This window comes from Micromonospora sp. NPDC048907 (assembly GCF_055586885.1).
In genome coordinates this window covers 906,486-930,167 of record NZ_JBVJHI010000003.1, presented here as the reverse complement: position 1 = coordinate 930,167, position 23,682 = coordinate 906,486, and the positions used below count along the sequence as shown (strand labels likewise).

23 protein-coding genes, 2 tRNA genes, 1 rRNA gene and 1 other RNA gene are annotated in these 23,682 nt (G+C 73.5%); 13 read left to right on the top strand and 14 right to left on the bottom strand.

Translation table 11 applies throughout. The features are described from left to right. Both rrf and ACZ6PY_RS13900 read left to right on the top strand, forming a co-directional pair. A 5S ribosomal RNA gene (gene rrf / locus ACZ6PY_RS13905) occupies nucleotides 1–91 on the top strand; the annotation flags it as partial. Between the two features lie 249 nt (nucleotides 92–340). Beyond that, nucleotides 341–967: an NADPH-dependent F420 reductase gene (locus ACZ6PY_RS13900; protein WP_466072022.1), complete on the top strand. Its 627-nt coding sequence runs from the start codon at nucleotides 341–343 to the stop codon at nucleotides 965–967. 71 nt (nucleotides 968–1,038) lie between these two features. Here the strand turns inward: ACZ6PY_RS13900 and ACZ6PY_RS13895 are convergent, their stop codons facing one another. Then, nucleotides 1,039–2,853: a VanW family protein gene (locus tag ACZ6PY_RS13895; protein WP_466072021.1), complete on the bottom strand. Its 1,815-nt coding sequence runs from the start codon at nucleotides 2,851–2,853 to the stop codon at nucleotides 1,039–1,041. 194 nt (nucleotides 2,854–3,047) lie between these two features. On the opposite strand from ACZ6PY_RS13895, the gene nudC reads away from it, so the two are divergent. From nudC to ACZ6PY_RS13880, 3 genes are all read left to right on the top strand, one after another. Continuing rightward, nucleotides 3,048–3,971: an NAD(+) diphosphatase gene (gene nudC / locus ACZ6PY_RS13890; protein WP_466072019.1), complete on the top strand. Its 924-nt coding sequence runs from the start codon at nucleotides 3,048–3,050 to the stop codon at nucleotides 3,969–3,971. A gap of 412 nt (nucleotides 3,972–4,383) precedes the next feature. Beyond that, nucleotides 4,384–4,971 carry a DUF6230 family protein gene (locus tag ACZ6PY_RS13885; RefSeq protein WP_466072094.1) on the top strand — a complete coding sequence of 196 codons (588 nt, stop codon included), beginning with the start codon at nucleotides 4,384–4,386 and terminating at the stop codon, nucleotides 4,969–4,971. An 80-nt stretch (nucleotides 4,972–5,051) separates the two neighbouring features. Then, nucleotides 5,052–6,617, top strand: a complete 1,566-nt coding sequence (locus tag ACZ6PY_RS13880) for a DUF6114 domain-containing protein (RefSeq protein ID WP_466072017.1) — start codon at nucleotides 5,052–5,054, stop codon at nucleotides 6,615–6,617. 70 nt (nucleotides 6,618–6,687) lie between these two features. On the opposite strand, the gene ACZ6PY_RS13875 is transcribed toward ACZ6PY_RS13880, so the two are convergent. Then, the gene (locus ACZ6PY_RS13875) at nucleotides 6,688–8,358 is read right to left on the bottom strand and encodes a DUF885 domain-containing protein (protein ID WP_466072015.1); all 1,671 of its coding nucleotides are present in this window, start codon (nucleotides 8,356–8,358) and stop codon (nucleotides 6,688–6,690) included. Between the two features lie 154 nt (nucleotides 8,359–8,512). Between ACZ6PY_RS13875 and ACZ6PY_RS13870 the strand changes: the two genes are divergently transcribed. Continuing rightward, nucleotides 8,513–9,484, top strand: a complete 972-nt coding sequence (locus ACZ6PY_RS13870) for a DMT family transporter (protein WP_466072013.1) — start codon at nucleotides 8,513–8,515, stop codon at nucleotides 9,482–9,484. 66 nt (nucleotides 9,485–9,550) lie between these two features. Here the strand turns inward: ACZ6PY_RS13870 and ACZ6PY_RS13865 are convergent, their stop codons facing one another. Then, on the bottom strand, nucleotides 9,551–10,621 hold the full coding sequence (locus tag ACZ6PY_RS13865; protein WP_466072011.1) for a PHP domain-containing protein: 1,071 nt from the start codon (nucleotides 10,619–10,621) through the stop codon (nucleotides 9,551–9,553). Nucleotides 10,622–10,689: 68 nt separating this feature from the next. Next, nucleotides 10,690–11,451 (bottom strand): M23 family metallopeptidase, encoded by a 762-nt coding sequence (locus ACZ6PY_RS13860; RefSeq protein ID WP_466072009.1) that lies wholly within the window; start codon nucleotides 11,449–11,451, stop codon nucleotides 10,690–10,692. A 210-nt stretch (nucleotides 11,452–11,661) separates the two neighbouring features. On the opposite strand from ACZ6PY_RS13860, the gene ACZ6PY_RS13855 reads away from it, so the two are divergent. From ACZ6PY_RS13855 to ACZ6PY_RS13840, 4 genes are all read left to right on the top strand, one after another. Continuing rightward, nucleotides 11,662–11,958 carry a hypothetical protein gene (locus ACZ6PY_RS13855; RefSeq protein ID WP_466072092.1) on the top strand — a complete coding sequence of 99 codons (297 nt, stop codon included), beginning with the start codon at nucleotides 11,662–11,664 and terminating at the stop codon, nucleotides 11,956–11,958. A 72-nt stretch (nucleotides 11,959–12,030) separates the two neighbouring features. Beyond that, nucleotides 12,031–12,204 carry a hypothetical protein gene (locus ACZ6PY_RS13850; RefSeq protein WP_167364313.1) on the top strand — a complete coding sequence of 58 codons (174 nt, stop codon included), beginning with the start codon at nucleotides 12,031–12,033 and terminating at the stop codon, nucleotides 12,202–12,204. Nucleotides 12,205–12,323: 119 nt separating this feature from the next. Continuing rightward, nucleotides 12,324–12,851, top strand: a complete 528-nt coding sequence (locus ACZ6PY_RS13845) for a tRNA adenosine deaminase-associated protein (RefSeq protein ID WP_466072007.1) — start codon at nucleotides 12,324–12,326, stop codon at nucleotides 12,849–12,851. A 178-nt stretch (nucleotides 12,852–13,029) separates the two neighbouring features. Then, nucleotides 13,030–13,479, top strand: coding sequence for a nucleoside deaminase (locus ACZ6PY_RS13840; RefSeq protein ID WP_262283156.1), 450 nt, complete (start codon nucleotides 13,030–13,032; stop codon nucleotides 13,477–13,479). 10 nt (nucleotides 13,480–13,489) lie between these two features. On the opposite strand, the gene ACZ6PY_RS13835 is transcribed toward ACZ6PY_RS13840, so the two are convergent. The 3 genes from ACZ6PY_RS13835 to deoD all read right to left on the bottom strand — a co-directional run bounded on the left by ACZ6PY_RS13835 (nucleotide 13,490) and on the right by deoD (nucleotide 15,400). Continuing rightward, a complete protein-coding gene (locus ACZ6PY_RS13835) occupies nucleotides 13,490–13,942 on the bottom strand; it encodes an acyl-CoA thioesterase (protein ID WP_466072005.1) in 453 nt (150 codons plus the stop codon). Next, the gene (locus tag ACZ6PY_RS13830; protein ID WP_466072004.1) at nucleotides 13,939–14,577 is read right to left on the bottom strand and encodes a TetR/AcrR family transcriptional regulator; all 639 of its coding nucleotides are present in this window, start codon (nucleotides 14,575–14,577) and stop codon (nucleotides 13,939–13,941) included. The genes ACZ6PY_RS13835 and ACZ6PY_RS13830 overlap by 4 nt, the downstream gene beginning before the upstream one ends. A gap of 115 nt (nucleotides 14,578–14,692) precedes the next feature. Then, nucleotides 14,693–15,400: a purine-nucleoside phosphorylase gene (deoD, locus tag ACZ6PY_RS13825; RefSeq protein ID WP_262282614.1), complete on the bottom strand. Its 708-nt coding sequence runs from the start codon at nucleotides 15,398–15,400 to the stop codon at nucleotides 14,693–14,695. A 75-nt stretch (nucleotides 15,401–15,475) separates the two neighbouring features. On the opposite strand from deoD, the gene ACZ6PY_RS13820 reads away from it, so the two are divergent. Beyond that, nucleotides 15,476–15,562: transfer RNA gene (locus tag ACZ6PY_RS13820), tRNA-Ser, on the top strand. A 61-nt stretch (nucleotides 15,563–15,623) separates the two neighbouring features. On the opposite strand, the gene ACZ6PY_RS13815 is transcribed toward ACZ6PY_RS13820, so the two are convergent. From ACZ6PY_RS13815 to ACZ6PY_RS13795, 5 genes are all read right to left on the bottom strand, one after another. Further along, nucleotides 15,624–17,063: a PKD domain-containing protein gene (locus tag ACZ6PY_RS13815; protein ID WP_466072002.1), complete on the bottom strand. Its 1,440-nt coding sequence runs from the start codon at nucleotides 17,061–17,063 to the stop codon at nucleotides 15,624–15,626. Between the two features lie 97 nt (nucleotides 17,064–17,160). After that, on the bottom strand, nucleotides 17,161–19,290 hold the full coding sequence (locus tag ACZ6PY_RS13810; protein ID WP_466072000.1) for an NACHT domain-containing protein: 2,130 nt from the start codon (nucleotides 19,288–19,290) through the stop codon (nucleotides 17,161–17,163). 59 nt (nucleotides 19,291–19,349) lie between these two features. Further along, on the bottom strand, nucleotides 19,350–19,880 hold the full coding sequence (locus ACZ6PY_RS13805; RefSeq protein ID WP_466071998.1) for a hypothetical protein: 531 nt from the start codon (nucleotides 19,878–19,880) through the stop codon (nucleotides 19,350–19,352). Next, nucleotides 19,877–20,491, bottom strand: a complete 615-nt coding sequence (locus ACZ6PY_RS13800) for a hypothetical protein (protein WP_466071996.1) — start codon at nucleotides 20,489–20,491, stop codon at nucleotides 19,877–19,879. The genes ACZ6PY_RS13805 and ACZ6PY_RS13800 overlap by 4 nt, the downstream gene beginning before the upstream one ends. Before the next feature lie 53 nt (nucleotides 20,492–20,544). Further along, entirely contained in the window at nucleotides 20,545–21,066 is a 522-nt protein-coding gene (locus tag ACZ6PY_RS13795; protein WP_466071994.1) for a helix-turn-helix domain-containing protein, read from the bottom strand. Between the two features lie 95 nt (nucleotides 21,067–21,161). Between ACZ6PY_RS13795 and ACZ6PY_RS13790 the strand changes: the two genes are divergently transcribed. After that, nucleotides 21,162–22,433 carry an MFS transporter gene (locus ACZ6PY_RS13790; RefSeq protein WP_466071992.1) on the top strand — a complete coding sequence of 424 codons (1,272 nt, stop codon included), beginning with the start codon at nucleotides 21,162–21,164 and terminating at the stop codon, nucleotides 22,431–22,433. A 51-nt stretch (nucleotides 22,434–22,484) separates the two neighbouring features. Here the strand turns inward: ACZ6PY_RS13790 and ACZ6PY_RS13785 are convergent, their stop codons facing one another. Continuing rightward, nucleotides 22,485–23,228, bottom strand: a complete 744-nt coding sequence (locus tag ACZ6PY_RS13785; RefSeq protein WP_466071990.1) for an SDR family NAD(P)-dependent oxidoreductase — start codon at nucleotides 23,226–23,228, stop codon at nucleotides 22,485–22,487. 115 nt (nucleotides 23,229–23,343) lie between these two features. Next, a tRNA-Ser gene (locus tag ACZ6PY_RS13780) sits at nucleotides 23,344–23,428 on the bottom strand. A gap of 82 nt (nucleotides 23,429–23,510) precedes the next feature. On the opposite strand from ACZ6PY_RS13780, the gene ffs reads away from it, so the two are divergent. Then, nucleotides 23,511–23,601: signal recognition particle sRNA small type (ffs, locus tag ACZ6PY_RS13775), an RNA gene on the top strand. Nucleotides 23,602–23,682: the final 81 nt, after the last annotated feature.

Sequence of the window (23,682 nt, the reverse complement as noted above, 5' to 3'; positions counted from 1 at the left end):
GCCCGGTCACATTCCGAACCCGGAAGCTAAGCCCTCCAGCGCCGATGGTACTGCACTCGGGAGGGTGTGGGAGAGTAGGACACCGCCGGACAATCTTCCAGTCAGGGCCACCCTTCGGGGTGGCCCTGACTGCGTTTGTGGCGCGCTTCCGTGAATCGCCCCGGGCACGCCGCCGCGTCTCGTACCGTCGGTGCGGGAACCGCCCCCGCCTGCCCCGGCAGGCGGGCGGAAAACGTGACGTGGTGTACCCGCCGTTCGTGATCGGGGCGGACCGGTGGGGGTACCTGCTGATGGTTCGGCCGGAACTGACCGCCAGGCGCTGGCGGAGGCAGGAGTGGTCATGAAGATCGGAATCATCGGGTCGGGGCACATCGGAGGCACCCTCACCCGGCGGCTGCGCACGCTGGGCCACGACGTCACGGTGGCGAACTCACGTGGGCCGCAGAGCCTCGCCGACCTCGCCGCGGAGACCGGTGCCACGGCCGGCACCCTGGAGGAGGCCGTCCAGGGCGCGGAGCTGGTCGTCATCGCCATCCCGCTCAGGGCCGTGCCGGAGCTGCCGGCGGCGCTCTTCGACGGAAAGCTGGTCGTCGACGCGGACAACTACTACCCCGAGCGGGACGGCGACATCCCCGAGCTGCTCGACCGCAGCCTCAGCTCCAGCCGGTGGACCGCCGACCACCTCAAGGGCGCCCGGGTGGTGAAGGTCTTCAACAACATCCAGGCCGCGTACCTGATGGACCGCGGGCAGCCGGCGGGCACGCCCGACCGCATCGGGCTGCCGGTGGCCGCGGACGACGCCGACGCCAAGCGGCTGGTCATGGAACTCGTGGACGAGCTGGGCTTCGACCCGGTGGACGCCGGCACGCTCGACGAGAGCTGGCGCCAGCAGCCGGGCACCCCGGTCTACGGCACCGACCGCGACGCGGACGGCGTACGGCAGGGGCTGGCCGCGGCGCGGCCCTGAGCGGGCGTACGACAGGGCAAAGCCCCGTCGGCGATGTGGCCGGCGGGGCTTTGCCGTGCGTCCGGCGGGCGTCAGGCGGGCGGCTTGGCGCAGATGAAGCGCGGCTCGGGGTCGTAGCGCCAGCTGAACTTCTCCCGCTTCACCACCTTGCCGTCCTTCTTGATCACGCGGTAGGCGTCCTGGGCGAAGCCGACGCTGCCGGCGGCGGAGATGCAGTCCGGGCCCGGGTCCAGGTAGACCGTCCTGGGCTGGGTGATGTTGCGGCGGGGCCCGTACTCCGTCTTGACGCTGTCGTAGATCTTGGTGCTCCACATCGACACGGTGATCGTGCTGGCCGTGTAGGACGTGTCGATCAGGACGCCGTACGGGGTGTTGTTGCGGAACTTGAAGTCCAGCTGCGGCCAGTAGATGGTCGACTCGATGACCGCGGGGTAGCGGTTGAAGTAGAACGAGTGCGGCTTGTGCTCCACGTCCTCCAGCCCGGCGTAGTAGCTGGCGTTGAAGAGCGTCGTGGTGAACTGCGAGACCCCGCCGCCCACGCCCGGTACGAGCTTGCCGCCGACGATTGTCGGCGCGTCCTTGTAGCCCTGGTCGTAGCCGCGCTCACCGGTGTGGCCGTTGAGCGAGAAGGTCTCCCCCGGCCGCACGATGGCGCCGTCCACGTCCTTTGCGGCCTGCACGATGTTCTGGCTGCGTGGCGAGGAGAGACCACCGGGGAACCGGGTGGTGAAGGTGGAGACCCGCTCCTTGATGCCCAGCTCGGCGAGCTTGGCCTCGGTCAGCTCGGGCTCGGCCGGCTTCAACGCCGCGGTCACCGTCCGGCCGTCCGCCTTCGGCAGCACGGCGAGCAGGTCCCGGCCGAGCGCTGCCGCGTCGACCTGCCGGCCGGCCCGGCCGGGCACCACCTTCGGCTTGCCGCCGCTGATGGTCAGCCCGGCGTCCCTGGGCGCGACCTCCAGCTTCGCCAGCCCGTCGCCGAGCGCGGCCCGCAGCCGCTTCACGTCGACGCGGGCGGTCAGCCTGCCCGTGTCGTCGGCGGTGAAGCGCAGGCCCCGGGCGATGGCGGCGGGCGGGATGGTGACCTTGCCGCCGTCGGTGGTCAGCGTGACGGGCGCGGCGACGGCGGGACGGGCCAGCTCGGTGAGGAGCTGGTCGACCTCTTCACGGGTGGTGGCCGGCCACTTCTCGACCAGCGGCACGGTCACCGGCTCCCCGGCCAGCCAGCCGGCCGTCACGACGCGGGCCGCGCCGGCCGTGTCGACCGTCAGCGCCGGCTTCGGGTAGACCGGCTTGGGGGTGGTGCCGGTGAAGATGATGGCGGGCATGGTCATCTCGCGGCCCTGGTCGCCCATGGCCGTGCGCAGCGCGGCATCCAGGCGGGCGGTGTCGACGGTCACCACCGGTTCGACCGTGCGGGAGCCGACGAGGCGGCTCACCGGGTGCGCCTCGGCGGCGGCCGCCGCCGCCACGGTGGCGTCCACGTCGATGGCGAGCCCCACGTCGGCCGGCTTCAGCTCGGCCCTCTTCTCGCCGACGGTGACGGCGACCGGGGCGTTGAGCGTCGCGGCCCGGCGGGCCAGCTCGGCGCGGAGCGCCCGGGCCGCCTCGGCCCGGCTCCGGCCGCCCAGCTCGGCGCCGAGGACCGTGGTGCCCCGGGGCACGTCGCCGGCGTACGCGTAGGTGCCGAGACCGGTTCCGGCGGCCAGCACGGCGGCGACGATCCCGCCCGCGAGCAGCATCCGCCGCCCGGACCGCCCCGGCTTCCCGGGCCCGCCCGAGGCGGGTGCGGCGACCGGTTCCGGCTCGACGTCCGGCCAGCTCACCGCGGTCACCTTCACGGTGGGCCGGTCGTCGGCGGAATGCACCTTTTCGCCGTACAGCGTCACAGCAACCTCGATCGGAAGTACCACGCGGGGACCGCTTCCCCCGCGGGAGACACCTACGGTAACCAACGCCCGAGCCGGCCGGGAGTCTCCGCCCCGGGGGGTCGTCGGGGCGCCGCGCCCGCCGTACCCCGGTGTCGCCGTCATCACCCCCGGCGGGCCCCCGCGCGGGTCCGGATTCGTGGGACGGTGGCCGGGTGCGGACGGATGAGCGGACCCAGGCGTACGGCGGTGGCTGGCTGGACCGGGCAGGGGCGCTGCGCGCCGACCCGGGGTGGGTCGCCGCCCGGCTGAGCGACCCGCAGACCGAGTTGCTGCCGCTGTGGCGGGACCGGTGCCTGGTCTCGGCCGACCGGCTGCCGGTGCGCCGTTCCGCGGGCGGGGCGGCCGGGTTGCGCGCCGCCGCCGGCGAGACGGTGTTCCTCGGACTGGACACGGGCCGGGCGGTGTTCGCCGTGGACCTGTCCGGCCTGGGCGAGGCCGAGGCGTGCGAGCTGGCCGGTGCGGCCGAGGCGGTGGACGTGCGGGCGCTGGTGGGCGGGCTGGGGCCGGCCGAGGCGGCCGTCCAGGCGTACGCGAAGGGATTGCTGCACTGGCACCGGGGCCAGCGGTTCTGCGGCGGCTGCGGGGCGGCCACGGTGGCGGGCCACGGCGGGCACACCCGGTCCTGCACCGGCCCGGGCTGCGGCCGGCTGCACTTCCCCCGCATCGAACCGGCGGTCATCGTGCTGGTCGAGGCGCCCGGCGAGCCGGAGCGCTGCCTGCTGGCCCGGCACCGGGGTGCGGCGGAGGACTCCTGGTCGACCCTGGCGGGCTTCGTGGAGATCGGCGAGAGCCTGGAGGACGCGGTCCGCCGGGAGTTGGCCGAGGAGGCGGGCGTGGCGGTGGTCGACGTGGCGTACCAGGGTTCGCAGGCCTGGCCGTTCCCGGCCGGGCTGATGGTGGGCTTCCGCGCGACGGCCGCCTCGACGGACGTGCGGGTGGACGGCGATGAGCTGGTGGACGCCCGCTGGTTCACGCGGGCGGAGCTGCGGGAGCGGGTGGCGGCGGGGCGCCCGCTGGGTCGGATCGACTCGATCGACCATCATCTGCTCGGATCCTGGTTGGACGGCCGGAGCTGACGGCCCGCCGTCCGGCCAGCCGGGCCGGCCGGACGGGTGAACGGGGCATCACCCTCAGCGGTCTGTCAGCTGCCCGTTACCGAACTGTGATGTACGTCCGTGACGGCTACCACAGGTGAAACGTCGCTGTCTTCCTGTCGTAATAGGGCCGTTTTGCCCTGAGCCCTTTGCTGTCGGGATGTTAACCGTTGGTAACCGTGGGCGATCTTGATACCACGGCTGTGTTACCCGTCAGTAGCAAGGGACTTGTGAGGTGTGTCGCTTCGCGAGAGCATCCAATCCGCGTACCGCGCGTCCGTCGGCACAACGGCCCGCGCCGCCCCGCAGCTTTCCCCCGTCCCGCGTCGCGTCCCGCGCCGGTGACGCACCCCCCGTCGAGGAGGACCTTGTGAGTGAATCGGAGAACCGCCAGATGAGTGGCGGCACCCGCTGGCGTCGGTTCGCCGCCATGATGGTGCCCGCCACCGTCGTGGCCGGCGGCATCGTGCTCGGCATGGCCAACGGCGCCATCGCGGCCTCGTTCGCCGTCTCGGGCCAGACCTTCAAGGTCGGCGCCTCGAAGCTGGAGGGCAACGGCTTCAAGCAGTACGGCGGCATGGTCGAGCAGGCGGACCACACCAAGCACCCGGTGGCCGTCTCCGAGATCGCCGACGCCAAGCTGTACGACCTCTGCCAGTCGGTCAACGCCAGCCTTCCGGGCATCCCGATCGTGCTGACCATCAACGCCGGCGGCGGTGGCAACCCGGCGACCGCCACCAACCTGCTGATCGACATGGACTCGCTCGAGGGCAACGCCACCTTCGAGAACATCCAGATCGGCCGCGACGCCAACGAGCTCAACCCGAAGAAGGGCCAGCCCGGCGCCTTCGGGCAGAGCGCGGACGTCGTGACCATCACCGACCTGGAGCAGGTGGCCCGGTCCACCAGCGCCGGTGTCTTCACCCTCAACGGCCTGAAGCTGAAGGTCAACGTGGGCAAGGACGCCAAGGAATGCTTCTGATCTGATGTCGAGGCCCGCGGAGGGCGCCCTCCGCGGGCCTCGTCCTTGTCTCACGCCGTCAGCACCGCCAGGAGGAGTACGTGACAACCGCCGATACGCAGCAGGCCAGGCCCGGTCGGGCCGGCCAGGCGTGGCGCGACTTCCGCCGGTGGCGGCGGACGCGGCCGTTCTGGGGCGGGCTCTTCACCGCACTGGCCGGCCTGGAGATCTTCGGCACCACCCAGATGAGCCTCAACGGCCTCACCTTCCAGATGGGGCCCACCGGCTTCCTGTCCTGGCTGATCCCGGCCATCCTCTTCGCCTGCGGCATGCTGCTCTGGTTCAGCCCGCAGCAGCGGATGTTCTACTCGGTGGTCGCGGCGGTCACCGCGCTCTACTCGATGATCGGGGTGAACCTCGGCGGCTTCTTCATCGGCCTGCTGCTCGGCATGGTCGGCAGCGCCCTCGGGTTCGCCTGGGTGCCGCGGAAGCAGCCAGCCGCCGAGCCCGCCGAGCCGGTGGAGCCGGTGGAGGACGACGACACGGCCGGGAAGCCGGAGCCGGCCCTCGTCGACGAACTGCTGCCCCGGCAGCGCGAGGACGAGACGACCGGGGTCCTGACCGACACCCTGCCCGAGCCGCGTAACCCGCTGCGCGAGGCCGCTCCGGCGGACCCGCCCGGCGCCACCGACAGCACCCAGGTGCTGCCTGCGGTCGGACCGGACACGCCGTCCGGCGGCGGGCACCGGGACCCCAGGGCGTACGCGATCCTGTTCGTCGTCGCCACCGTCTCGGCGGCCGGCCTGTTCGCGATCCGCGGTCAGGAACCGGCGGTCGCGGCGCCGGCCGCCTGCCCGACGGCCACCGCCCCGGCCCCGCGCCCGAGCGCGTCGGCGTCGGCGTCGGCGTCCGCTTCGGCCAGCCCGAGCACCGCGCCGGCCGAGGAGCAGAAGGACTCGGACGGCAACCTGCTGACCGACATCGTCGACGGCATCACCGACCTGTTCACCGGGGGCGACGACCCCGAGCCCTCGCCAAGCCCGAGCACCTCGACCGCCCCGGCCGCGGCCGCCGCGCCGGCGGCCACCGCGACCGGCACCGCCACGCCGAAGCCGAGCGGCAGCGCCACGACGAAGCCGTCCACCCCGGCGAAGCCGGACGCCGACTGCGACAGCCCGGCGCCCACCAAGCCGAAGCCGGTCGAGGAGGGCAAGCCGCTGCCGAAGCTGGCCGCCGACCCGGACCAGCCCATGGTCGCGGACCCGCCGTCCAAGCTCACCGGGTCCAAGGTGACCATGACCGGGCTGCGGTTCGAGGGGATCGTCGAGCTGCCCACCCGGGACGGCACGCTCAAGTGCCTGAAGTTCACCATGGACAAGGCCGTGACGGACGACTTCACCCTCCTGGCCACCGGCCCGGCCGGCAAGAAGCAGCGGTACGTCACCGACCGGCTCACCGTCGAGGGCGACGTCGTCTTCTACGCCACCCGCTTCGTCGGGCACCTGCTCGGCATCAAGATCACGCTCACCCCGGACCTGCCGTTCCCCGACGGGCTCCCGATCACCTCGCCGATCCCGATCACCTTCACCGACCCGGTGATGGAGCTGGCCTACGAGAACTCCAAGTCGCTCACCGCCCGGCCGGTGCTCAAGCTCGACCTGACCTGACCTGGACGGCCCCAAGCGAAACGGCCGGGAGCCGGAGGAACCCCTCCGGACTCCCGGCCGTCGTCGTCGCTCAGAGCCGGGCCAGCGCCCGGCGTAGCGGGTCGAGCCCCAGCGAGCCCAGGTCGAGCGCCTGGCGGTGGAACTCCTTGAGGTCGAAGTCCGCGCCCTTGCGGGCCTTCGCGTCCTCCCGGGCCTGGAGCCAGATCCGTTCGCCCACCTTGTACGAGGGCGCCTGCCCCGGCCAGCCCAGGTAGCGGTTCAACTCGAAGCGCAGGTTCTCGTCCGGCACCCGGCAGTGCGCCCGCATGAACTCCCAGCCCAGCTCCGGCGTCCAGCGCTCGCCCGGGTGGAAGCCGAACGGGTTGTCGGCCGGGATCTCCAGCTCCAGGTGCATGCCGATGTCGACGATCACCCGGGCGGCCCGGAACGCCTGCCCGTCGAGCATGCCGAGCTTGTCGCCCGGGTCCTCCAGGTAGCCCAGCTCGTCCATCAGCCGCTCGGAGTAGAGCGCCCAGCCCTCACCGTGCCCGGACACCCAGCAGAGCAGCCGCTGCCACCGGTTGAGCAGGTCGGCCCGGACGGCGGTCTGGGCGACCTGGAGGTGGTGGCCCGGCACGCCCTCGTGGTAGACCGTGGTCACCTCGCGCCAGGTGGAGAAGTCGGTGATGCCCTGCGGCACCGCCCACCACATCCGGCCCGGGCGGGAGAAGTCCTCGCTCGGGCCGGTGTAGTAGATGGCGCCGTCGCTGGTGGGGGCGAGGCAGCACTCGATCCGGCGGACCTGCTCCGGGATGTCGAAGTGGGTGCCGTGCAGCTCGCTGATCGCCTTGTCGGCCAGCGCCTGCATCCAGTCCCGGAACGCCTCCTTGCCCTGGATGGTCCGGGCCGGGTCGGCGTCCAGCGCACGCACCGCGTCGTCGACCGTGGCGCCCGGACCCACGATGCGCGCGGCGACGGCGCGCATCTCACTCTCCAGGCGGGCCAGCTCGGCGAAACCCCAGGCGTACGTCTCGTCGAGGTCGACCCGGGCGCCGAGGAAGTACTGCGAGGCCAGCTCGTAGCGTTCCCGGCCGGCGGCCTGCTTCTGCCGGCCCCGAGGGGCCAACTCGGTGCGGAGGAACTGCCCGAACTCGGCCGTGGCGGCCGTCGCCGCGGCCGCGCCCCTGCGCAGCTCCGTGCCGAGCGCGCCCTCGGCGCCGAGCCGCTCGGCCAGCCCGTGGAAGAAGTTGTCGCCGTTCGGGTCGACCCAGATGTCGCACTGCTTGGCGACCTCGACGAGCTGCACCTGCGAGCTGACCTGGCCGGCCGCCGCGGCCTCGCGCAGCGTGCGCTTGTAGCCCTCCAGGGCGCCGGCGAAGCGGTTGAGCCGGGCGGCCACGTTCGCCTTGGCGTCGTCGCCCTCGGTCGGCATGAGGTCGAAGACCATCCGCAGGTCGTGCAGCCCGCTGGCGATGACGTTGACCTCGCTGCCGGTCTCGCCGGCCTCGTAGCGGGCGAGCTCCAGGCCGAGGCGCTCCTGCATCGCCTCCTTGGCGGTCCGCTCCGCCTCGGTGTCCGGCTCGGTCACGTCGAGGTCGGCCAGCGTGCGGCGGGTCAGGTCGGCGCGGGCCGCGTAGCCCTCCGGGGAGAGGTCGTCGAGCTGGTCGTCGTAGCCGGCGATGCCGACGTAGGTGGCTCCGGTCGGGCTCAGCGGAGCCCAGTCGGCCACGTAGCGGTTGGCGAGGTCATCGATTCGTCCCACCAGGCGACCCTACGTGACCGGGCCGCCCCGGTGTCGACGGTGTTTTGCCGTGTTCCGCCCCGAGTGGATCCAGGGCCGTCGAGCCGCTGTGGCGATCGACACGGCGTCCGAATATCGCGGGACTTCGTCGTACCCCTGCGGCAGAGTGTCAGGGGTGACAGCGGATATCACTCCTGACCGGGCGCCGGCGCGCAGCTGGCTGCCCGGGTTCATCGCGCTCGGCGTGATCTGGGGTTCCAGCTTCCTCTTCATCAAGGTGGGGGTGGCGGAGCTGCACCCGCTGCACCTCACCCTCTACCGCGTGGCCACCGGCGCGGCGACGCTGCTGGTGGTGCTGGCCGTGCTGCGCGACCGGCTGCCCCGCGAGCCCCGGGTCTGGGCGCACCTCGTGGTGGTGGCCGCCTTCGGCGTCGCGCTGCCGTTCACCCTGTTCGGCTTCGGCGAGCAGCGGGTCGAGTCGATGCTCGCCGGCATCTGGAACGCCACGACGCCGCTGATCGTGCTGCCGCTGGCGGTGCTGGTATTCCGCACCGAGCGGCTGACCGTGCGCCGCGCGGTCGGGCTGGGGCTGGGCTTCGCCGGTGTGCTCGTGGTGCTCGGCGTCTGGGAGGGCGTGGGCGGGTCGCACTTCACCGGCCAGCTCATGTGCCTCGGGGCGGCCGCCTGCTACGGCGTGGCGATCCCCTACCAGAAGAAGTTCATCGCGGGCAGCGCGTACTCCGGGCTGTCGCTGTCGGCGGCGCAGCTGCTGGTGGCGACCGCGCAGCTCGCGCTGGTCGCGCCCCTCGTGGCGGGCGCGCCGCCGGTGCCCACCGGGCTGTCCGCGAAGGTGGTGGCCTCCGTGCTGGCGCTCGGCGCGCTCGGCACCGGGCTGGCCTTCGTGATCAACCTGCGCAACATCCGGGTCGCGGGGGCGAGCACGGCGTCCACCGTCACGTACCTGATCCCGGTGTTCGCGGTGCTGGTCGGCGCGGTGGTCCTCGGTGAGCGGATGAACTGGCACCAGCCGGTGGGCGCCCTGGTCGTGCTGCTCGGCGTGGCCGTCGCGCAGGGCATGCTGGGCCGGCGCCGGCCCGCGCGGACCTCCGCCCCGGACACCCGGCCGGCGGTGCCGGCGGGCCGCTGACCGCCACACCGGCGCGGTGGCGGTCCGGGGCTCCCGGGTGCCACCACCGGGCGGCGGCGGCCTCGGTCAGCGGTGGCCGGCCGTCCACTTCACCAGGCGGTCGGCCTTCCAGGTGTTGACCACCCGGTTCGCCGGCACCCCGCACAGCGCGGCGCGTTCGCAGCCGAAACGCTGCCAGTCCAACTGGCCGGGGGCGTGCGCGTCGGTGTTGATGGCGAACCGGCAGCCGGCCTCCAGGGCGCGACGGATCAGCCGCTTCGGCGGGTCCTGCCGCTCCGGCCGGGAGTTGATCTCGACGGCCACGTCGTGCTCCGCGCAGGCCGCGAAGACCGCCTCCGCGTCGAAGTCGCTCTCCTTGCGGGTACGCGCCCGGTGCCCCCGGTCGCCCGGGCCGGTCACCCCCGCCGGCCGGGAGGAAACCATCCGCCCGGTGCAGTGACCGAGGATGTCCAGGTGCGGGTTGGTGATCGCGGCCAGCATCCGGCGGGTCATCTTCGCCCGGTCGTCGTTGAGGCCGCTGTGCACCGAGCCGACCACCACGTCGAGGCGGGCCAGCAGCTCGTCCTCCTGGTCCAGCGAGCCGTCGGCCAGGATGTCGACCTCGATGCCGGTGAGGATGCGGAAGCCCTTCGGCAGCGCCTCGTTCACCGCGGCCACGTGGTCGAGCTGCTTGCGCAGCCGGTCCGCCGTCAGCCCCCGGGCCACCGTGAGCCGGGGCGAGTGGTCGGTGAGCACCACGTACTCGTGCCCCAGCTCGACCGCGGCCAGGGCCATCTCCTCGATCGGTGAGCCGCCGTCGGACCAGTCCGAGTGGGTGTGGCAGTCGCCGCGCAGCGCGTCCCGCAGCTTCGCCGCGGCCTCGTCCAGGTCGGTGCCCTCGGTGGCGAGCAGCCGGCGCAGGTAGACGGGCTCCTCGCCGGCCAGTGACTCGGCCACGCAACGGGCCGTGACGTCACCGACCCCGGACAGCTCGGTGAGCTTTCCGGTGCGGGCCCGCTCGGCCACCTCGCCGGCCGGCAGGGCGCCGAGCGCGTTGGCCGCCGACCGGAACGCCCGGACCCGGTAGGTGGCCTCGTTCGCCCGTTCCAGCAGGAACGCGATACGCCGCAGGTCGGCGATGGGGTCCCGGGCAGTCATGCCCTGCAAACTACGCGCCCGGGCCGCCCGCCGCGCGGCGTCGCCCGGGGTGTCGGTAGTGGACGGCGTCAGCCGGCCGCGGCGGAGCCGCTCGGCGCCTTCGGGCAGCCGTGCCGGCGCTGCCAGGCGCTCACCTCGGCGGCCGGTGCGCGGTTGCCGCGGTTGCGCCACGAGTCGAGGTACTTCGCCGGCCACACGACGCCCCGCCGGATCCACCAGTCGTCGTGCCCGGTGCACTTCGGGGAGAGCCCGAAGTGCAGGTGGCAGACGTTGTTGGCGTTGCCGGTGTGGCCCACCTTCCCGAGCTGCTGGCCGGCCCGGACGCGGACGCCGGCGTCGACGCCGGCGGCGATCGCGCTGAGGTGCGACCCGTAGTAGCGGACCCCGTCGTCGCCGAGCAGCGACACCGACAGCCCGCCGTTGTTCGGGCCGAGCGGCCCGCGCCGGTTGAAGCGGTCCACCCGGCTCACCTCCAGGATCACGCCGTCGGTGACCGCCACCACCGGCTCACCGCAGTCGGCGAAGATGTCCGTCCCCGGGTACGCGGAGTGGGTGGGGTGGTAGTCGACGTTGCCGGCGCGGACCGGGAAGACGTGCCGCGACCCGGTGCGGCTCGGCGACGGGGAGGGCGTGGGCGGGGCGGCCGGCGTGGCCGGGCCGGTCGGCGGGGCGGCCTGCGCCCCGGTGGCCGGCGCGCTCGGGCTCTGCCACGAGTTGCCCGGCGCCGCGGTGGGCCCGCCGCCCGGGGCGCACCCCGCAGCCAGCGCCGCCACGAGCAGCAGGACCGGGTACGCCGGACGCGCGCGGCGTCCGATCGATGACGAGCGCATCCGGTCATCCTGGCAGACCACTACGGTAGGGACGAACGCTGCGGCGGGGTCCGTCCGGATTCGTCGCTCTGCGTGACCTCCACCCGTCTACGGTCCGTGAAGGAGGCAGCGGTGACGAACGGCTGGCACGGCGTGGCCGGGGAGCCCGGCGCGGGTCCGGCGCGCCCGCTGCCGCGGACGCCGTCGGGGCTCTTCCCGTCCGGCGCGCCGATGCGCCCGAGTTACCGCGAGCCGTACCCGGTGACCGGCGCCGGCGTCGCGGCCGGCGCGGTGACCGCGTTCGTCTGGCTGCTGCTGTTCGGCCTGCTCGGGCGGGACGTGCCCGGCTACGCCTGGTGGACGCTGCTCGCCGGCGGGCTGGCCTGGCTGGCCGCCGCCGTGCTGGTCCGCTTCGGCGACCGGGGGGTGGCCACCGGGGTCGCGATCGTCACCGCGGGTGGCTGGAGCATCGCCGCCGCGGTCGTCGCGGTGCGCTGGGCGCAGAGCGGCGACTGGCCGCTCTGGTGACCGTCCGTGCCGGTTTCGCTGCGTAGCGAAGACCGTCTTGACGTACGCGCGGTGACGGTCCACGCTCGCGGTATGGCCTGGATCACCCCGCCGCGGCTCGACCCCGAACGGAGCCGCCGCCGCCTGCAACTCCTCGCCGAGCTGGCCGGCGCCCGCACGGTGCGGCAGCGCGAACGGCCGCAGCAGCGGGCCCGCTCCGAGCGGCTGCGCGAGCTCATCGCGACCCGTCGCCGCATCGCCGGCTGACCGACATTCTCCAGGTTCGACCGGCCCTTCGGGGCGTTGACCGGTCGCCTGCCGACCCGACCGGTTAACGTGCATCGCGTGACGAGTCGGCGTGCTGCCGAGGCCAATTTGGGGGGACCGTGTCGTACTTCGCTGCTGCCGTGGCGCGCGTCGAGGGCGCCTGGACCGCCGACGAGGTGAACCTGCGGGGGGTCACCGACATCGAGGAGGTGGCCGACCGGCTGCGCGACGTCGAGCCGGACGCCGACCTCTCCCTGCTGTTCGTCGAGGCCGACGACACGTACCTGGTGATCCTGCGCCTGGACGAGGGGGAGGACCTGCGGGTCTTCGGCTCCGACTCGGCGTACGCGGAGGAGTCCCGGCTGGGCGCGCTGCTGGTCGGGGACCTGAAGACCTCGGTCACCGGCCTGGAGGACGCCGACGAGCCGCGCCCGGCCGCCGGTGGCGACGAGGAGACCGAGCAGCCGGCCGTGGACCCGGAGGCCGACCCGGTGGGCGACGCGGATCTCCTCGCCGACCTGGGGATCCCCGCGCCGAAGCTGCTCGCCCTCTGCGGCCACGAGGGGATGATGCCGGCCGACGTCACGGCCGAGATCTGCCAGGTGCTCGGCTGCGCCGACGAGGTCGAGGAGCTTCGTGAGGTCTGAGCCACCCGGCCCGGAGTGGACCGGCGGGGCGGAGCCGGCTGACGCCACCGACCCGGCGCTGGAGACCGTACGCCCCGGGCAGCCCACCCCGGGCTGGGCGGCGCGCGTCGGTCCGGGCGCGGACGAGGGTCTGGCCGAGCCGGACGGCGTGGGTCGCCGGCAGCGGCACGAGCTGTGGATGCGCCGGGCCCTGGAGGTCGCGGTGACCGGCCCGGACAGCGTCCCCGGCGACGGCGCCGACGCGGTCGAGGACGTCCCGGTCGGTGCCGTGGTCTACGGCCCGGACGGCGCCGAGCTGGCGATCGGCCGCAACGAGCGGGAGTTGACCGGCGACCCGACGGCGCACGCCGAGGTGCTGGCGCTGCGCCGGGCCGCCGAACGGCTGGGCCGCTGGCGGCTGGAGGGCTGCACCCTTGTCGTGTCCCTGGAGCCGTGCACGATGTGCGCGGGCGCCATCGCCCTGGCCCGGATCTCCACGGTGGTGTTCGGGGCGTGGGAGCCGAAGACGGGCGCCGTCGGCTCGCTCTGGGACGTGCTGCGCGACCGCCGCCTCACCCACCGCCCCGAGGTGTACGGCGGGGTGCGGGAGGCCGAGAGCGCGGCCCTGCTGCGCGCCTTCTTCCGCTGACCGTCCCCGCTCAGACCGGCGCGGGCGCGGGGCGGAGCAGGGTCACCGCCACCGCCCGGGCCGCCTCGGTCCAGGCGGTCGGGCGCAGGGTGGCGGGGTCCAGCCGGACGATCGACCGGGTGCCGTCGGCGTGCAGGACCCTGCCGTCGACCGAGCGGAACTCGAAGGCGTAGCGGGCGCTGCTGGTGCCGAAGTGCTCCAGCCAGAAGTGCACCGCCACCGGGCCGACCCCGGTGACCGGGGCACGGTAGGTGATGGTGAACTCCCGGACGGCGTGGAACACGTCGGGAGCGGCGTGCACGTCGCCGCGGAAGGCGACGCCGCGCTCGGCCCAGTACGGCGTCAGGGCGCGCTCCAGCAGCACCGCGTAGCGGGCGTTGTGCAGGATGCCCATGGCGTCGAGGTCGTCGAAGTGCACCGGGACGTGCTCGACGTGCCCGAATTCGACGGTGGTCTGGCTCATGACGGGCCTTCCGGTAGCAGGGTCGGGTCGGGGCAGAGCGCCCGCAGCCGGTTCAGCAGGCCCTGGCGGGCGTGCCGGTAGGTGACGTCCGGGTCGAGCATCCGCGACCGCATGACGGCGCCGATCCCCAGCGCGTCGATCTCGTACGCCAGTTGCGGCACGTCCAGGTCGGCGGGGAGTTCGCCGAGCTCGACGGCCTCCCGGACGAGGCGTTCGAGGAACGCGCTCCACCGGCCGGACGCCTCGGCGAGCCGGTCCCGGACCGGGCCGGAGCGGGCGTTGTACTCGAACTCGGTGTTGGCGAAGAAACAGCCGCCGGGGAGGACCCGGGCCGCGTAGAACTCGATGCGCGCCTCGTGCAGCGCGCGCAGCCGGCGGACGCCCCGCGGAGCGCGCAGGGCGGGGCCGACGATCCGCTCCTCCCACTGCGTCACGGCGCGGTCGACGGTGGCGAGCTGCAGCGCCTCCTTGGACCGCCAGTGTGCGAAGAGGCCGGACTTGCTGACCCCGAGCCGATCGGCGAGCTGGGCGAGGGAGAGCCCGTCCAGGCCGACCTCGGTGGCCAGCGACACGGCGGTGTCGAGCACCGCGCTGCGGGTGCGGTCGCCGCGGGCGACGCGGCCGTCGGAGGTCATGCCGGCAGCGTAACGAAAATAAGAACGACCGGTCGTATTTATTCGTGTGACCCCGGTAACGCCGACCGCCCCGCCACCTCAGCGGTGGCGGGGCGGTCGCGGCTCGAGGGTCGGGTCAGGCGACGGCCGTGTCGAGGGCGATCTCGACCATCTGGCCGAACGTCTGCTCGCGCTCCTGCGACGTGGTCTTCTCGCCGGTCTTGATGTGGTCGCTGACGGTCAGGACGGTCAGCGCGCGGGCCTTGAACCGGGCCGCGATGGTGTAGAGCGCCGCCGACTCCATCTCCACCGCGAGCACGCCGTAGTCGGCCAGGGTGTCGTAGAGGTCCGGCCGGTCGGTGTAGAAGGCGTCCGCCGCCAGGATCGGGCCCACCCGCATGGTGATGCCGCGCCGCTCGGCCACCTCGACGGCGGTACGCAGCAGCCCGAAATCGGCCACCGGCGCGTAGTCGATCAACCCGTCGAACCGCATCCGGTTCATGTTCGAGTCGGTGGACGAGCCGATCGCCGCCACCACGTCCCGCAGCTGGAGGTCCTCGGTCAGGGCGCCGCAGGAGCCGACCCGGATCAGCGTCTTCACGCCGTACTCGTTGATCAGCTCGTGGGCGTAGATGGAGGCGGAGGGCATGCCCATGCCCGACCCCTGGACGGAGACCTCGACGCCGTTCCAGCGGCCGGTGAAGCCCAGCATGCCGCGAACCGTCGTGTAGCAGCGGGCGTCCTCGAGGTAGGTCTCCGCGATCCACTTGGCCCGCAGCGGGTCACCCGGCATCAGGACCCGCTCGGCGATCTCTCCCGGCTCAGCGCCGATGTGCGTACTCATGGCAAGGATCCTGCCAGGCCGGGCCCGGGGATACCGGTTCGGTGTCCAGACCCGGGGTCCTGTACCCTACTCGGCGGTGGCGTGTCCGAGTGGCCTAAGGAGCACGCCTCGAAAGCGTGTGAGGGTTTACGCCCTCCGCGGGTTCAAATCCCGCCGCCACCGCTCGTGAAATGCGAGAACGCCCGGCCGATCCGAACGGATCGGCCGGGCGTTCCGCTTGTCATCAGGTGATCTTGACGGGGGTGGAGAGCAGTTCGTTGTCCGCCGGGATCGCGTCCCGGTTCGGGCTCAGGTCCGCGGCCGCCCGGAAGGTGAGCTTCCCGAGGGCCAGGTCGTCGGCGGTCACCGTGTAGGTGAACGCGAAGCGGGTGGTCCTGCCCGACTCCCTGACCGGAACCAGCTGTTTCAACGCCCCGACAGTGGCGTAGTCCCCCGCGACGCTCTTGTAGAGGTCCACCTGGACGTTCTCCTCGTACCGGGTGTTCTGGACGTGGACCTCGACCGTGACGGTCTGCCCCACCCGGGCGCGCGTCGGCGCCTTCACCCGCACGATCGCCACGTCATGGGTACGCACCTCGACCACCCGGGTGATCGAGTCGGTGCGCCCGTCCGGCGTCTCCACCGCCAGCCGGACCGGGTAGTCACCGTCCCTAAGGAAGCGGTGGACCGGGTTCGCCTCCGTCGAGGTAGCGCCGTCGCCGAAGTCCCAGGCGAAGGACTCGATACCCGCGCCGGCCGGGTCGTGGGCGGTCTGGGAGAACGCGGTGAGGTCGAACGAATTGGGGTCGCTCCGGTAGTAGGCGAAGTCGGCGACGGGATCGGGCGCCTCCACCAGCTGGAAGGCGTGCGAGGCGATGCCGTCCCCGCTGACCTGGAACAGGTACGTCCGGCCGGCTTCCGCCACGAAGGTCAGCGAGCGGTAGTCGTAGAGACCGGTGCACCGGACGTAGGACAGGCCGCCGAGCGAGGAGCCGAGGTACACGTTGATGCCGGCGTACATCGGGTCCGTCTGGGCGACGACCGACGTGGTGGTCGTCGGCGTGTACGAATACCAGGTGGTGTGCTGCGACGAGGCGCAGACCGACGTCTCGCCCGCCTCGCGGGTGGCCGCCTCGTAGGGCTGGGTGTTCGAGTAGGGCAGCCCGGTGACCGCGATCGCGTCGGCGAAGTTGTCGTTCGGCGGCGGCGGGACGTAGCTGACGGAGAGCCGGAGCGACCCGCCGCCGGCCCCGCCGTTGCCGCAGCAGACACCGACCATGAGGCGGTAGGTGGTCCCGGCGGTGACCGGGAAGGCGACCCTCGACTGCTGGGCCTGGTCGTCGTCGTTGCAGGCCAGCTGGGTGAAGGCCCCCGGCTCGCCGGTGAAGGCGGAGAGCACCGTGTCGTAGTCGCTGCCGATCGTGTCGGCCTGCAGGCGGCCGTCCCGCTCGGGCGTGACGGTGAACCACACCGACCCCTTGTTGGCGCAGGTGGTCGGATCGGTCGGGCCCGTCGTGGCGCCGCTGGTGTCGATGGTCGTGGTGAAGGGAAGGGTCTCCACCGCGATGGCGGCGGAGTAGTCGTCGTTCGTCGGCGCGGCGAAGGCCGCGGTCTGCCCCGCGGCGAGCAGGGCGATAACTCCTCCGACGGCGACGACGAGTCGTGCGGCATGGCGTCTGACCACTGGATGTCCTCCCGGGCCCCGTGTCCCTCATGGATATGACCGGTTGACGGTAAGGCGTCGCATCGAGCGGCTTCGCTAAGAGAACCATGAGTTTCGGTTAAGGAGCGGGCCGGGAGGCGTTTCCGGTTGTGCCGTATTCCTTCCGGCGGGCGGGTGCGGCGGCGCGGATCCGCGGCAGCGGCAGGTCGGTCGCCGCGCGCTCGGCGAAGTGGTCGAGCAGTTCCCGGTGCACGAAGATGTAGCCGTCGCCCACCTGGCGCAGGAAGAGGCACTGCACGGCGTGGTCGAGGAACGGCAGCAGCGGGTAGGGCACCAGGCCCTCCCGGGCGAGTCGCCGCCGGACCAGGGCCTGCTCGATCATCGGGGCGAACGCGACCACGGTGAACAGCAGGAGGGCGGTGCCGCCACCGAGCAGCACCGCGAAGCGGAGTGCCTCGGCCGCGCCCCGGGCCAGCGCGACCGGCACGAAGCCGAGCACGCCGATCATCACGCCGAGCGTGACGAGATCGGCCGCTATGGCGGTCAGCCGTTGCCGCAGCAGCGGGCTGGGCAGCTCGCGGCGGTCCGTGCGGGGCGGCAGCGGCCGGAAGTGGAGCCGCACCTGGGTGCTGTCGAGGGCGATCAGGGCGACCACCGTGGCGAGGAAGAACCCGCCGCCGTAACCGAGGCCGGCGGTCCAGCTCGGCCCGCCGGGGGTGAACCAGCCGGTGAGCCCGCCGACGGCCGCGCCGGCGACGAGCGCCGAGACCTGGATGAGCCGTTCCAGCTCGGCGACGCTCCTGGTCCAGACCGCCTCCACCCAGCTCGCCGGTGGCCGGTCGTCGCGGTCGCCGATGGTCGAGGTCAGCTCGAACAGGTCGTCGTAGTTCACCACGTGCATGAGCACGGCCAGCCCCAGCAGGCCGCCGGCGACCACCAGGCCGACCGCCGAGCCCAGCACCCAGCCCGCCGCGCCGAACAGCGCGGCGAGCGCGGCGCAACCGAGCAGCCGGGCGAGCGCTGTCGAGGTCCACGGCGCGGCCGGGCGCCGGGCCGACCAGGACTCGTCGATCATGTCCAGCACGAAGACCGTCTGTTCGCGCAGGCGCAGCACCCGGGCGAGGGTGGCGAGGTGGCCGGCGGTCCGCTCGGGGCGGTACCGGGGATGTGGCCGGCGCCGCAGCATCGTGTCGACGTACCGGGTGAAGAGCCGTTCACGCCCGGAGCCGGCGGGGGCCGCGGTGACACCGGCGGCGCTCGGTTCCGCGTACGCCAGGGCCATGATGCTGAGCATCAGCGGCGAGTCGGCGAGCTGCCACAGCTCGGGGTCGGCGTCGAGGGCCGCCCGCAGCCCGCCCAGCCCCGGCCGGTCGACGTACCGCTCGATCTGGGACCGGTCCAGGGGCTGGATGGCGACCGTGCCGTAGAGGGGCAGCTCCGACCGGAGTCGTGCGTACTCGGCCTGGCGGCAGCAGACGGCGATCGGGGTGAGCGGCTGCCGCTTGTGGAACGCGGCGATCGCCTCCGCGCACTCGTCGCGGTGCTGCTCGCCGACCTCGTCGAGGCCGTCCAGCAACGGCAGGATCTCCCCGGCCGCCACCCACGCCGTCGCCTGCTCGGCCGGGATGCCGTACCGCTCGGTGAGCTGCTCGACGAGCCACCGGTCGAGGGGCCGGCGGAGGGCCGCCCAGGACGAGAGGTTGAAGACGGCGGGAATCGGCGCGTCCGGGTCGTGGTCGGCGCGGTCGAGCAGGTCCCGGGCGAGTTCCAGGAGGGTGGTCGTCTTGCCGGCGCCGGGTGCCCCGACGATGACCACCGCCTGGTCGAGCTGGTCGAACAGGGCCGACATCGAGGTCCGGTCGTCCAGCGCGCCGGTGAGGCCGTCCCGGTCGCTGGCTTGCAGACTCCACGGGTGCCGGCGGTCGTCGGCGGTCGCGGCGATGCCCAGCTCGATCCGGGCCTCCTCGTACAGGGACCGGTCCAGGACGCTTGTCACCCAGTAGCGGCGGACCCGCTCCAGCAGCACCTTCCGGGCCCGCGCCGCGCCGGCGGTCCCGGTCCGCCGCGGCTCCCGGCCCCGCTGCACCTCGATGGCCACGAGGACCGCCACCAGCAGCAGCACCATCGGCCAGGCCAGCCAGAGGTACGGGGTCCAGCGTGCGGGCAGCGCGCCGGTGGCGACGTTCGTGGCCACGCCGAGCAGGGCCACGACGATCACCGACAGGCCGACCATGACCACCCGACGCATGCGTCGTCTCTACCGTCCCACCGGGCGGCCGCACAACCCGCCGCCCGTGGGCGGGCGGGTCAGCAGGGGCCGTAGCCCTCGTCGAAGAGGCGGCGGGCCCAGTCCGCGTACCCGGCGATGATCTTCCGGACCGTGGTGCCGTCGTGCAGGAAGAGGTAGGCGCGGTCGCCGCTGCGGGCGAGCAGCCCGTCGAACCGGTGCATCTCCTGTGGAGCGTCGAGCCGGACCACCCGCGGGTACGCGGCGTGCACCGCGTCGACCGGCGTGCCGACGGTGATTCCCTCCGGGGTGCTCATCGGGTCGTCGAGCCACAGCAGGACGAGCCGGTCGTCGGCGAAGATCGGGCTGACCGAGCCGTGCCCGGCCAGCGTCGGCCCGCACGCGTCCTCGTCGGTGCGCAGCACGCCGCGCCGGGACAGGTCCGCCTCGGTGGCGCCGAACTCGGCGTTGGCCAGCCCGTGGAGGCTGACCACCTCGGCGGCCCCGACCGGCCGGGCCGGCACCTCCGGCCCCTGTGGACGGACGCCGCTGCCGGCGATCGAGGCGGCCGTCAGCAGTGCGGCGATGAATCCGAATTGTCGTAGTTTCATGCAATCCCCCAGTCCCCAACGGGACCGGGGCGATTGAGTTGCTGGTGGTTGTCGGATTGGCGCAGTTCCCACTCCTCCGCCAGCTCGTCCCAGTAGTCGGCGGAGAGCCCACGGCGGCCGTGCGCCAGCCAGCCGGCCGTGTCCCGTTCCAGGTGCAGGCCCAGTTCGGCGAACGGGTCGATCCACGGCCCCGGCTCGGCCCCCAGCCGGGCGAGCGCCGCGTTGATCGGCCATTCGGCGCGCGGCCGGTCGAGCCGGTCGTCGAAGCGGGGCCCCCAGCTCGGCTCGCCGCCCAGCCAGACCGCCGCGGCCTGGCGACCCAGCCCGCCGGCGAACTCCGCCTCCAGGTAGGCCACCGGCCCCCGCCGGGACCAGCGGGCCAGCAGTTCGACAAGCGATGGTGAGAGGACGAGCTGGAACGGGTGTTCCGCCGACGGTTCCCCGGTGGCGAAATCGGGCAGCCCGCCGGTCAGCTCCTCGACCAGCTGCGGGGTGACCGGCAGCAGCGCGAAGTCCTGGCGGAGCGCGGCGAGCACCGCGTGATCCAGCTCGGCGGTTTCCTCGCGCAGCAGCTCGACGTCGGCGACCACCGCGCTGAGCTGGTAACTCATCCGATCCCCTCGGTGTCCACAGGCTGTGGATGGAACATGTGTACGACGGGCGGTCAGCCCTCGCCGGCCGGTGTCGGGTCGGTCATCTCGAAGGCCATGAGGGTGGCGCCCACCCGGACCGTACCGGGGGCGTGCGGCGGCTGGGCGGCGTCGTGCAGCTCGGTCATGATCGCGTGCAGGCGCCGGCGCGCCGCCGCCCAGGCGTCGGGGGACACCCACAGCTCGGCGTCGGTGGTGACGCCGGACGTCCCCGGGGCGCGGCCGGCCACCCGGTCGAGCAGGTTGCGGGCGAGCGACTCGGCGAGCAGCGGCTGCCCCTCCTCCTGCTCGGTGAGCCAGGGCCCGCGTACCGCGCGGTAGCGGCGTTCCCGGCCGCCGCGCCGGGCCCGCACGTCGGCCAGTTCGACGAGGCCGGCGGCGTCCAGCCGGCGCAGGTGCTGGCTGGCCAGGGCGTGGGAGATGGACAGCTCCCGGGCCAGTGCGGCGGCGGAGAGCGGCGCGCTCCACAGCAGCGAGAGCATGCGCAGTCGTACCGGATGGGCCAGCGCGCGCAGGCGCGGATCGGCGGTGCTCACGGCCGCCATTGAACCGCACCGGCCCGGGCGTACCACCCCCAAGCATTGACTTGGGGGTGGGGTGCGGACAGAATCGCACCGCACGGGGAGGTGCCATGAGCTGGGGTACGACCAGGGTGCTGGGCAACCGCGACGCCGGCCGCTACCTGACCGGCGTGCTGGTGTCCGGCTTCGGCACGGCGGCCATGATCCTGGTCGCTGGGATCTGGGTGAAGGACCTGACCGGGTCGAGCAGCCTGGCCGGGCTGGTCACCCTCGGCATCTGGGGACCCACCCTGGTGGCCCCGCTCATCGGGGTGCTGGCCGACCGGTTCCGTCGCCGGCCGCTGCTGATCGCCCTGCACCTGGCCATGGCCGCCCTGCTCCCGGTGCTGCTGCTCGTCGACTCCGCCGCCCGGGTCTGGCTGATCTTCGCGGTGATGGTCGGCTACGGCGTGAGCTTCGTGTTGATCGACTCGGCCGAGGCGGCGCTGGTGCCGACAGTGGTTCCCGGGGAACTGCTCGGCGACTTCAACGGCCTGCGGACGACTGTCAACGAGGGCATGAAGCTGGTCGCCCCGCTGGCCGGCGCCGGCCTCTTCGCCGCGTACGGCGGGCACCCGGTGGTGCTGCTCGACGCCGCCACCTTCGCCCTCGCCGCCGTGCTGCTCACCCTGATCCGGGCACGCGAGGAGCCCCCACCGCCGCCCGAACCGTGGACCCGCCAGCTCGCCGAGGGGCTGGGCCACCTGCGCCGGCACGCGGCCCTGCGCCACCTCGTCGCCTGCACCGGCGCCACGCTGCTGCTGACCGGGATCAACGGCGCCGTCGCGTACGCCGTGGTGGACGACGGCCTGCACCGGCCGCCCGAGTTCAACGGGGTGCTCGCCACCGTGCAGGGCGTCGGGGCCCTGGTCGGTGGCCTGGCCGCGGGAACGTTGCTGCGCCGGCTCGGCGACCGGCGGCTGACCGCGGCGGCGGTCGCGGCCCTCGCCGCCGGGCTGGCGCTGCGCGCGGTGCCCGCCCTCGTTCCGGTGGCGGTCGGCACCCTGGCCGTCGGATTCGGGGTGCCGCTCGTGCTGATCACCGTCTGGACCGCCGTGCAGCGGGAGACGCCGAACGCGCTGGTCGGGCGGGTCTCCGCGACGGTGAACACGCTGACCTTCGGCCCCGGCACGCTCGCCGTCCTGGCCGGCGCCGGCCTGCTGGAGCTGGTCGACCACCGGGTGGTCCTGTCGGTCGCGGCGGCCGGCGCGGCGCTGCTCGCCGGCTGGGCGCTGCGCGGCGGTCCGCGTCCGGGCGCACCGGTCGGGCCGCCGACCGCCCAGCCGGCGGAAACCGCGCCCGCGGCGGCCGGTCCGCCCGCCGGGCCGGCGGGGCCGGGCTGACGGCGTACCCGGGCGGGAGCCGACCCGGGATGGCACCGGCCCCCGCCCCGGTCAGCTCGTGAAGCCGCCGTCCGCGTTGATCGTCGCGCCGGTCACGTACCCGCCGTCGGGTCCGGCGAGGAACGCCACGACGGCGGCGATCTCCGCCGGGTCGGCGTAGCGGCCCAGGGCCGTGAAGCCCCGGACGGCGTCCGCGTTCGGCCCGTCCGCCGGGTTCGCGTCGGTGTCGGTCGGGCCGGGGTTGACCAGGTTCGCCGTGATCCCCCGGCCGCCCAGCTCCCGGGCGAGGCCCCGGGTGAGCCCGAGCAGGGCGGTCTTGCTCATCGAGTAGAGGGCGAGACCGGGGAAGACCGCCCGCTCGGCCACGTTGCTGCCGATGCTCACGATCCGGCCGCCGTCGGTCAGGTGCCGGACCGCCGCCTGGGCGAACACGAACGGCGCCCGCACGTTGACCGCGATCGTCCGCTCGACCTCGTCGGGGCCGAGTTCGGTCACCGGTCCGGTCAGGAACACCGCGGCGTTGTTGACCAGCACGTCCAGCCGGCCGAACTCCCCGGCGACCCGGTCGACCGCCGCGCGCGCCGCCGCCGGGTCGGCGCTGTCGGCCGGCACCGCCAGGGCGCGCCGCCCCACCGCCTTGATCTGCTCCACCAGCTCGGCCGCCCGGTCGGCGCGCCGCTCGTAGGTCAGCGCCACGTCGGCGCCCTCCCGGGCCAGCCGCAGCGCCACGGCCGCCCCGATGCCCCGGCTGCCGCCGGTCACCAATGCCACTTTTCCGTCCAGAACTCCGTTCATGCCACCAGCCTGGCCGGCGGCGGGCGGAGAGTCTGGCGGTGATCGGACGGCGCGTTGAGCGGCCGGGGGAACGAGCAAAGGCCGGCCCCGAGGGGGCCGGCCTTTGCATCGACGGCGGAGGATACGAGATTCGAACTCGTGAGGGTGTTAACCCAACACGCTTTCCAAGCGTGCGCCCTAGGCCTCTAGGCGAATCCTCCGCGAGCCAGGATACAGGTCCCCGGCGGGCGAGCCACCCCACCACCCCATGAAGATCCACCCCGGGTCGGGTAGGCTTGGCGGCACCCCCCGTGCGGCGTGCATCTCGTGAACCTCCCCAGGGCCGGAAGGCAGCAAGGATAAGCGGGCTCTGACGGGTGCACGGGGGGCCTTTCTGTCTCCGGGTGCCGGTAACGTCCCTGCGGGTCAGGTCACGGGGTGGTGGGTGGTCACCCGCGGCCGACCGGCGCAGAAT